General features: G+C 69.3%; 4 protein-coding genes and 2 pseudogenes. 4 read left to right on the forward strand and 2 right to left on the reverse strand.

From position 1 onward, the window contains the following. Positions 1 to 158: 158 nt before the first annotated feature. Both ACFYPJ_RS38890 and ACFYPJ_RS38895 read right to left on the reverse strand, forming a co-directional pair. On the reverse strand, positions 159 to 2,027 hold the full coding sequence (locus tag ACFYPJ_RS38890; protein ID WP_389026842.1) for an FG-GAP-like repeat-containing protein: 1,869 nt from the start codon (positions 2,025 to 2,027) through the stop codon (positions 159 to 161). Between the two features lie 34 nt (positions 2,028 to 2,061). Continuing rightward, positions 2,062 to 2,577 carry a hypothetical protein gene (locus ACFYPJ_RS38895; RefSeq protein WP_389026844.1) on the reverse strand — a complete coding sequence of 172 codons (516 nt, stop codon included), beginning with the start codon at positions 2,575 to 2,577 and terminating at the stop codon, positions 2,062 to 2,064. A 375-nt stretch (positions 2,578 to 2,952) separates the two neighbouring features. On the opposite strand from ACFYPJ_RS38895, the gene ACFYPJ_RS38900 reads away from it, so the two are divergent. The 4 genes and pseudogenes from ACFYPJ_RS38900 to ACFYPJ_RS38915 all read left to right on the forward strand — a co-directional run. Further along, positions 2,953 to 6,555: a hypothetical protein gene (locus ACFYPJ_RS38900; protein WP_389026846.1), complete on the forward strand. Its 3,603-nt coding sequence runs from the start codon at positions 2,953 to 2,955 to the stop codon at positions 6,553 to 6,555. 3 nt (positions 6,556 to 6,558) lie between these two features. Beyond that, positions 6,559 to 7,200 (forward strand): hypothetical protein, encoded by a 642-nt coding sequence (locus ACFYPJ_RS38905; protein WP_389026848.1) that lies wholly within the window; start codon positions 6,559 to 6,561, stop codon positions 7,198 to 7,200. Between the two features lie 289 nt (positions 7,201 to 7,489). Further along, a pseudogene (locus ACFYPJ_RS38910) lies at positions 7,490 to 8,239 on the forward strand (transposase); the annotation flags it as partial. A 271-nt stretch (positions 8,240 to 8,510) separates the two neighbouring features. Then, positions 8,511 to 8,900, forward strand: a pseudogene (locus ACFYPJ_RS38915) (helicase); the annotation flags it as partial. Between the last annotated feature and the right edge of the window lie 189 nt (positions 8,901 to 9,089).

A 9,089-nucleotide genomic window follows, 5' to 3' on the forward strand; every position in this document is an offset into this window, starting at 1 on the left:
CTGGCGCTCCTGCAGACCGCGCTCCTGGAGCACGCCGCCGCGTACAACCTGCGTACGGTCATGACGTTCCACCAGAAGGTCGAGGAAGCCACCGCTCCTCTGCCCGGCGCGGTTCCGCGCCGGGCAGAGGATGTGTCGGGTGTGCTGCCCTGAAGGGGTTACTGGATGGCGCTGTCCCAGTCCTTGTGGGGGGCTGTCATGGAGTCGCCGGTGCTGGTGATGTTCCACAGGGCCTGGCGGGTGCGGCCGTCGGACGCGGTGCCGGAGTCATAGAAGATGGCCATGTCGGTCTTGCCGTCACCGCTGGCGTCTCCGGAGAGAGGCTGGCTGCGGTCCCAGTTCCAGCTGGTGGGGTCACTGTCCCAGATGACCTTGGGTGCCTGGAGTGTGGTGCCGGTGCTGGTGAAGGTCCACAGCTTGGAGCGGTATTTCCCGTCCGTGGCGCCGTAGTTGTAGAGGACTCCGACGTCGGTCTTGCCGTCGCCGTTGTAGTCACCTGAGGTGACCTTGCTGGAGTCCCAGTTCCAGCTCATCTCACCGCTGTCCCAAGCGACCTTCGGAGAGTCGAATGTGGTGCCGGCGCTGGTGAAGGCCCACCACAGCTTGGAGTGGTTGGCGCCCTCGGCGGTCTGATCGTAGTCGTACAGGACGACGACGTCGGTCTTGCCGTCGCCGTTGTAGTCACCTGAGGTGACCTTGCTGCGGTCCCAGTTCCAGCCGGTGCTGGCGCTGTCCCAGGCGACCACCGGGGCCTGGAAGGTCTCGCCGGCTCCGGCGAACACCCACAGCTTGGACTGGAACTTGCCGTCTGCGGTCTGGTCGTAGTCGTACAGCACGCCGATGTCGGTCTTGCCGTCGCCGTTGTAGTCACCTGAGGTGACCTTGCTGCGGTCCCAGTTCCAGCTGGTGCTGCCACTGTCCCAGACGACCTTCGGTGCACTGAAGGTGTCGCCGGTGCTGGTGAACACCCACAGCCTCGTACGGTATCTGCCGTCGGTCAGACCGTTGTTGTAGAGGACGCCGATGTCGGTCTTGCCGTCGCCGTTGTAGTCACCGGAGGTGACCTTGCTGGACGCCCAGTTCCAGCTGGTGCTGCCGCTGTCCCACGCCACTCGGGGGGCGCGGAATGTCGTGCCGTCACTCTTGAACAGCCACAGGCTGCTCTGGGCCAGCCCCTGGGCATTTTTGCCGTAGTCGTACAGGGCCGCGACGTCTGACTTGCCGTCACCGTCGAAGTCACCGTCGACCACCTGGGCCTGCTGCGGCAGAGAGCGGACCTGCTGCAGCCAGGCGTTCAGGTCGTCCACACGGGTGCTGACGGCCGCGGTGCTCCCTTCGGCCTCGTCAACGCCCAGGCATCCGGCCTGCCCGGACTTGCTGTTGACGGCGATCAGTTCGGCCTTGCCGTCCTTCTCACGCAGCAGCGGGCCGCCGGCGTCGCCGGAGCAGAGGGCGTTGCCGTCCTGTCCGGTGAGGGCGAGCTGGCTGGGGTCGACCGTGTCGACGGTGAAGGCGCCGGTGTGCAGCGTCGTCGGCGTCCACTCCGTCTTGGTCCGTCCGAAGCCCGCGGCCGTGACGGTGTCGCCGGCAGCGGGCGGGGTGGTGGCCAGGGTGACCGGGGCGACGTTCTGGGCCGGTGTCGCGAGGCGTGCCATGACCAGGCCGCGCTCAGGTGAGGGAACGAGTTCGGTGACCGTGGTGACAAGCCCGCCGGTGGAAGCGAGGTCGCTGCGGCCGACGGTAACTGTAATCGGCTTGGCAGGCTTGCCAGCGGGAGCAGCGACCCCGCCTGCGGGGCTGTCGACGAAACACAAGCTGTCGGAAAGGACCCACAGGGGGTCGACGAGCGCGCCTGAACAGGCGCGGTCGCCGTCGCCGAAGATCAGGCGGGCAGTGAAGGTGTAGCTGTCGCTGGCGGTCTGGCTGCCGGTGACAGCCGGGGCCGGAGCGATGGTGAGCGCGCTGACCGCGACCACGGAGGCCAGCAGCGCGACGCCCCGCGCACGACGGGAACGTATAACAGACACGAACTTCTCGCTTTCTGGACGAGAGGAAGGCGGATCAGCCGGTGACGCGGATTTCCAGCAGGACGGTTGGGGCACCGCCGAGTCCTTCCCCCACGCCCTGGAACTTGTCCTTCGGGACATTCACTTCCTGTGACTTACCCTCAGCGCTCAGTTCCGCGTGTATGGCCCTCTCCCCGGTCTTCAGGGCGTAGACGTCCGGCACCTCCAGGGTGAGGTACCCCGTGGCTGCGGTAGTGCGGAAGCAGTACTTGCCGGTACTGCTCAAAACGGTCCAGACCTGGATCTGCTCGGGGGAATCGTCACACTCGGCGAAGAGGATATGCCCATCTCCCTTGTGGAGGGTCATTCCTGTTTCTTCGAATATGCGATCCGCGTCGGGGTATTCGAAGTTTTCGACCACTGGTTGCAGAGCGTCCGCGGTGGTCTTCTGGACGCCATCGCTGGCGGAGGCATGAGGCGCGGGGCTGGCGAATGCAAGAATTGCGGCCACTGCGGCAGTAAGAGCCGCAAGAAGAGCGGAAATTACCAGCTTGCGGATCGGGTGTATCACTGCGATTCCCTTTCGCTGAATGAGACAGAAATCCGCGCACTTATCCAACAGTAGTAGTCGGCCCGGCCGTTCGGGCATGCGCGCCAACGCGTCGACTGGCGAATGGAAGGGTCGAGAAACTTCTTCGCTTTATCTATGCCGGTATGTCCGGTTTTCGATACAGACCCCTCGTGCTGCAGCATTCCTCGCGCCGGATCCGCAACTTATCACGCCTTCACAAGGTGTGCATGTGTGCTGTACAGCTAGTGCACGGTCTGTTCACAAGTGACCTTCGCCTCGGTGAAGTACCCACGTGACACAGAGACTTGTTGGCCTGTCAGCGAAGGACTCTCGGTGAACCGAAGACTCAGGATGAGGGAAAGAGGCTTTCCTCCTGTGCGCACACGCAAAACCGTCAGCTACGGGCGATGGCGACGGGTGACGCCCGTGCGCTCGCTGTGTCTGGCGGTCCTTTTAACTCTGCTCGTGGGTCTGCTGGGCGCCGCGCCCGCGACCGCCGCGGACGAGCTGGACGAGGACACGCCGGCGGAGTACATACCGGCCACCGACCGGGGCCAGGTGCTGGCGCTCTGGCAGTCAGGCGGTTCGCAGGTCAAGGCGGCCGCCGAGGCGGCGTTGCTCGGCTCCGACGAGGATGTCAGGAAGTTCCTCGATGTGGAGAAGGACGCCGCGCAGCTCACCGATGACCGGGTGTCCACGGTACAGATTCTTTCGCTAGGCGGGCGGATCGTTCGAGAGGCCGCGCAACAGGCGCTCTCTGGAACGGAGGACGACCTGCGCGCGTTTCTCGCGGATGGCTGGAAGGCCCCGCTGGAGCAGGACCAGCGGATCCAAGTCACACAGATCATCTCGGCAGCGCAGGGCCGCCAGGTCAGGGAGAAGGGCGAGGCGGCGCTGAACGGCTCGATCGAGGACGTGCGGGCGTTCCTCACGGAGGGCCAGTACAGCGCCGCCGACAACGACGCCCGGGTGCAGACCGTCCAGATCATGAGCACTGGCGGGACCGCGACGGGCGAAGCCGCCCAGACGGCCTTGAGCGGTGACATCAACGACGTACGGGAGTTCCTGGAGGTCGGCCAGTACATCGCGCGGGCCCGGGACCAGGAGCAGGCGACCGTCGCCCAGCTGGCCGAGTGGGCCACCGAGGCCGGGCGGCAGGCTGACGCCGAGAAGGAGAAGGCGAAGGACGCCTCCGACCGGGCGGTCGAGGCGACGAAGCTCGCCAAGGAGGCGGCCCAGCGGGCGGCCGAGGAGACCGAGGCGGCCAAGGACGACGCGAAGAAGGCGTCCAGCGCGGCGGGCCGGGCCGCGGACGCGGCCCGGGGTGCCGCGCGGGCTGCGCAGGAGGCCGTAGCGGCGTCCAACGCCGCGATCTCCTCGGCGCACGTCGCCGCCAACGCCGCCGCGCAGGCCGCGTCGGCCGCGTCCGCCGCCGCGCAGGCCGCGGCCGACGCGCGCAACGCCGCCGCTGCCGCCGCGAGCGACGCGGGCCGGGCCTCGGAGGCACGCAAGGCCGCCGAGCAGGCGCTCGCCGCCGAGAAGGGCGCGGAGAAGGCTGCCGACGCCGCCAACCACGCCGGTGACGCCGCGATCGCCGCCGCCGGCGCGGCCCAGGCCGCCGCCAGCGCGGGCGTCAACGCGGACGCCGCCGCTGCCGCCGCGTCCGCGGCGAGTGCCCAGGCCGGGGTGTCCGGCGCCGCGGCCGCGCGGGCCCGGGCGGCCGCCGCCGAGGCGCACCGGCACGCCGCGGCGGCCACCGCCGCCGCGAACCGGGCGGACGCCCTGGCCCGGCAGGCGGCCGCCGCCGCCTACCAGGCACGGGACGCCGCGAGATCCGCCGCGAAGCACGCGGGCAACGCCGCCGCCGCGGCCCAGGAGGCGGCCGACCACGCGGGGGACTCGGCCACGGCCGCGGCCGAGTCCACCAAGCACGCCAAGGCCGCCAAGGAGGCCGCCGACGCGGCGACGGACGCGGTCACCCAGGCGAAGGACACCTTCACGCTCGCCCGGCAGATCGAGCAGGAGGAACTGACCACCCGTACCGCCGGCTCCATCGAGCAGGCCCGCTCGCTGAAGGAACTCGCCGACGAGCAGACCGCCGGGGCGAGCGAGGCGGAGGCCGCCTCGAAGGCACTGGAGGAGGAGGCGGATCAGCTGGCCGTCGAGGTGGCCGAGCCCGGCGTCGACCTCGCCACCGTCGCACCCAAGGCCCGCAAGGTCGCGCTGAACACCATCCAGACCCGTGGCCCCTGGAGCGTCGCCGCGGCCGAGGTGGCCCTCGCGAGTTCCGACCGCGATGTGGTCGAGTACGTGCGCACCGGACGTGAGAAGGCGTACGGCCTGGACAACCGGGCCCGCGTCAGCCGGCTCGCCGCCGAGTCCGAGTCCGAGTCCGTCCGCACGGCAGCCCTGGAGGCACTCGACGGGGGCGACGACGCCGTCGCCGCCTTCCTCGCCACCGGGCAGCACGAGGCGGCCGCAAACGACTACCGGATCAACATCACCCAGCTGATGAACGAGGCCGGGCCGCGTGTGCAGGAAGCCGGTCTGGCCGCCCTGGCCGACGGTTCGCCGGACGCGCTGCGGGCGTTCCTCACCACCGGCTACTACGAGCAGCGCACGCAGGACGAGCGCGTGACCGCCGTCCAGTTGATGGAATCGGAAACTGCGGAAGTCTCCGCCGCCGCGCGCATCGCGCTGGAGGGGCCGCCGCAGGTTCTGCACGCGTTCATCGAGACCGGACGGTACGACGCCAAGCGGCAGGACCTGCTGACCGCCACCCACGTGTCCCGCGTGCAGAGCCTCATCGCCGCCGCCTCCGCCGTCGCGGCCGAGGCCCAGCGGGACGCGGCCGAGGCGGGCAAGGCGGCGGCCACGGCGAACAAGGCGGCCGCCGAGGCCGCGGAGTACGCCAAGCAGGCCGAGGCGTCCGCCAAGCAGGCCGAGGAGTACGCCGAGCAGGCGGACGCCTCCGCCGACGCCGCCGAGAAGTCGGCCGCCGACGCCGCGGCCTCGGCGCGTACCGCCCGTGACGCCGAGGCCGCGGCCCACGGCGCCGCCCGCGACGCCGACAACTCCGCGGCCCGCGCCCAGGCCTCCGCGGACGCCGCGTACGGCTCGGCCGGCAGCGCCTGGGAGGCCGCCGGAGCCGCCCGCGCCTCCGCCGAGGCGGCCGGCAAGGACGCCGACGCCGCCGCGGCGGCCATGACCGAGGCGCTGTTCGACGCGGCGCAGAAGGCGTTCGACGAGGCCGAGGCCGAACTCAAGGCACAGGACGAGCAGGACCGCGCCGAACTGAAGGCCCTCCGGGAACTGGAGGACGCCTTCGCGGACGCCGCGGCCGAGGAGGACGTGGACTGGTGGAACCTGGCCACCATCGGCCACACCCTGCTGGACGCGGGCGGCCTGGTCCCCGTCGTCGGAGAGGGCTTCGACCTCGCCAACTGCGGCTGGTACGGCGCGGAGGGTGACGCCGTCAACTCCAGCCTCTCCTGCGCCGCCGCGATCCCGGTCCTCGGATGGGGGGCCGCTGGCGGAAAGTGGGGCAAGAGTGCCTGGGGTGCTGTCGAGGCCTTCACCAAGTCCATGCGGGCCGAAGGCAAGATTCCCCACATCTGGGCCACCGGAAATCCCAAGAAGGGATACACCAACACCCAGAACGCGCTCATTCACTGGAACAACCACAAGGCCGAGTTCCCGGAGTTGAACAACGCGACACAGTACGTGGAGTTGGCGCACCGCTATCGGGCGGTGGCGGACGCGAGCAAGGTTCCTTCGGGCTATCGTGTCTGGGACCGTAGCAACGGTTACATCGTGTACGAAAAGGCCACCAACACTCTCACGTCCTACATGAAGGACGGTATCCCCAAGAGCATGAACCGACCGGCGCCGAAGAGTCCCAGTAATCCGCGCGGTTACGACTCCAATCAGTATCCGACGCTGGAGGACTACCTGAAGGCCCAGGGAACGGAACGGTAGAAAGTGACAGAAGAGGCACCCCCCGAGGAGTCCTCCGCCGCCCCCGAAGACTTCTGCCGTATGTGCGGGTGGGACGAGGAGAGGTTCTGGGAGGACGGCTGGCCGACCAATGCGATCTGCGCATGCTGCGGCAGTGAGTCCGGCATCGGTGACATGGGCGCACGGCCCGGCTCGTGGGAAGGCGTGGAAGGTCTGCACCACTTCCGGGGCTGGTGGGTCGGCAACGGCGCCGAGTGGTATCTCCCGAAATTCAAGCCACACGGATGGGATCTGCTCCAGCAGCTCACCAACATCCCCCCCGCATGGCGCACTCCGCCCCCACCGGCCGTCGACCATGCCGGGAGGATCGCCGAACGGACCTCGTCGGGCTCGCTCGGTACGGAGACCGTGTGCAGGGTCTGCGGGTTCACCGGACCGCTCTTCTGGGACGAAGGCGTACCCAGCGGGGCCGTGTGCCCGTGCTGTGACAGCGAAAGCGGCATCGACGACCTCGGTATCCCGGGGGACTGGCAGGCGCTGCGCCTGATCCGGTCCCGCCGCGGCTACTGGGTCGCCCTCGGCGCGCCCTGGGCGGACCCCGCGGCCCGACCGGCCGGGTGGGACGTGCTCCGGCAAATCGGGGACATCCCGCCCGCCTGGCGCTGACCGGCGGTACGCCGGCCCGACCGGCTGACAGAAGGAGCCTGGGCCACCGGCCTCACCGCCGGTGGCCCAGGCACCCTCACCGCTCCACAGCCGACCCCTGGAGGTCGTCGCCCGGCAGGTGATCCCCGGCGACCTGGACGTGGTTGACTACGGGTTCTCTGAACTAACCTCGCGCTTTCACGAGGTGGGGCGTCCGAGTCTTGATCAAATAAGCGAAGAGTGGTCCTGCCCAGCAACGATGGGACTTGTCGAGGGTCCTGTTGGCTGCATGGGAAGAAGCACTCTCCAGGTGAAGAAGCGTATCGGGTCGTACCCACGTGTCCGCATCGAGGGCGGCGGCCGGGCAGTGGTCTCGCAGGCAGGGAGCGCGCTGCTGGTCGAGACCGTCCGCAAGACCGGCCTGGACACCGCGATATCAACGGCGCTGACGCCGTGGCGGAAGGCCCGGGCGGTGCACGATCCGGGCAAAATCCTGCTGGACGTGGCCCTGGCCGTCGCGCGGGGCGGGGACTGCCTGGCCGACGTCGGCATGCTGCGGGCCGAGCCGGCCGTGTTCGGGCCGGTCGCCTCCGATCCGACCGTCTCCCGCCTCATCGACACCCTGGCCCCGGCAGGCCCGAAAGCCCTGACCGCGATCCGCTCAGCACGAGCCGAAACGCGCGAGCGCGTCTGGAACCTGGTCGGAGCCTCCTCGCCGGACACCACCGGGCAGGTGATCGTGGACCTGGACGGGGTGCTGGTGCCGGCCCACTCCGAGAAACAGAACGCCACCGCGACCTCACCTGGTGGGCGAGGGCCGTCGGGGCGCGGGTCGCACAGCGCCCGGCCGCCGAGCCACCGCCCCAGCTCGGTGGACAGGGCGACACCGTCGTCCCGCTCCACCGCAGCCAGCCACCGCCACACCGCACGCTCCCGCACCCCGAACACATCCGCCGCCGACCTCACCTGCCTGGTGGTGAGCTTCCCCTCCCGCCGCAGGGCCAGCAGACAACGCACCGCCGGTCCCCGCAACGCCCGAACCGACACAGCCGGCAAAACCCCACTCGAACCACCACCCACCCCATTCGAGGCCGGGTCCAGCTCTCCCTGATCCACACCCCCGAGCACACCAACACCCATCGCCCAGCGGATCAGAACTCACGAAACTGAGACAGCGTCACCCCTCACGCGATAACGCTCCACAACAGCAACGCCCAGCAGACCTCTCACCTCCAGGACAGTGACCCCACGCCTCGAAACCACCACCGACCAGCAACAACACACCCAGACCCCACTGCTTCTCACCCCACTGTCCCAAAACCGAGAGATCGCGCCTGGCCCTGCTGCAGACCGCGCTCCTGGAACACGCCGCCCGGCACAACCTGCGCACCGTCATGACCTTCCACCAACGGGTCGAGGAAGCCACCGCGTTCGCCGACAAGCTCCCCGAGACAGCTGCCGAGCTGTACACCACCGAGACGTCTGACGACGACCTGGCGGCCGCGGGCCGGCTCCCCGCGTCATCGATCGGCGCGGACTTCTACGAGCTGGAGGCCGGCCGCCACGTCCCACCGGACCGCGTGTGGTCGGCGTGGCTGTGCGGCGACCACCACGTCGCCGAACGGCGTGAGGTGCTGCGGCAGTTCGCGAACGGTATCGACGCGGCCGGCCGCCGCGTGCACCGCGCGTTCCTCGCCAGCGTCCGCGTCCTCGGGGAAGGTGCTTGTCTCGTCTCCTGAGATGTCAGAAGCCATCCGCATTCCGGGCGTGATCGAACAGGGTTCCTGTTCGGGTGATCGTGGCGTCATCGGCGCATGAAGGCAGGACCTCCTGGTAGCTCGGCGATGCGAGTCAGCCCGAGCTTCCGGAGGCCCTGTTGTCGCAGTCTTGCGTGAGCGTGCCCGCCGCGT

Source organism: Streptomyces sp. NPDC006012, from assembly GCF_042871185.1.
Lineage (GTDB): Bacteria > Actinomycetota > Actinomycetes > Streptomycetales > Streptomycetaceae > Streptomyces.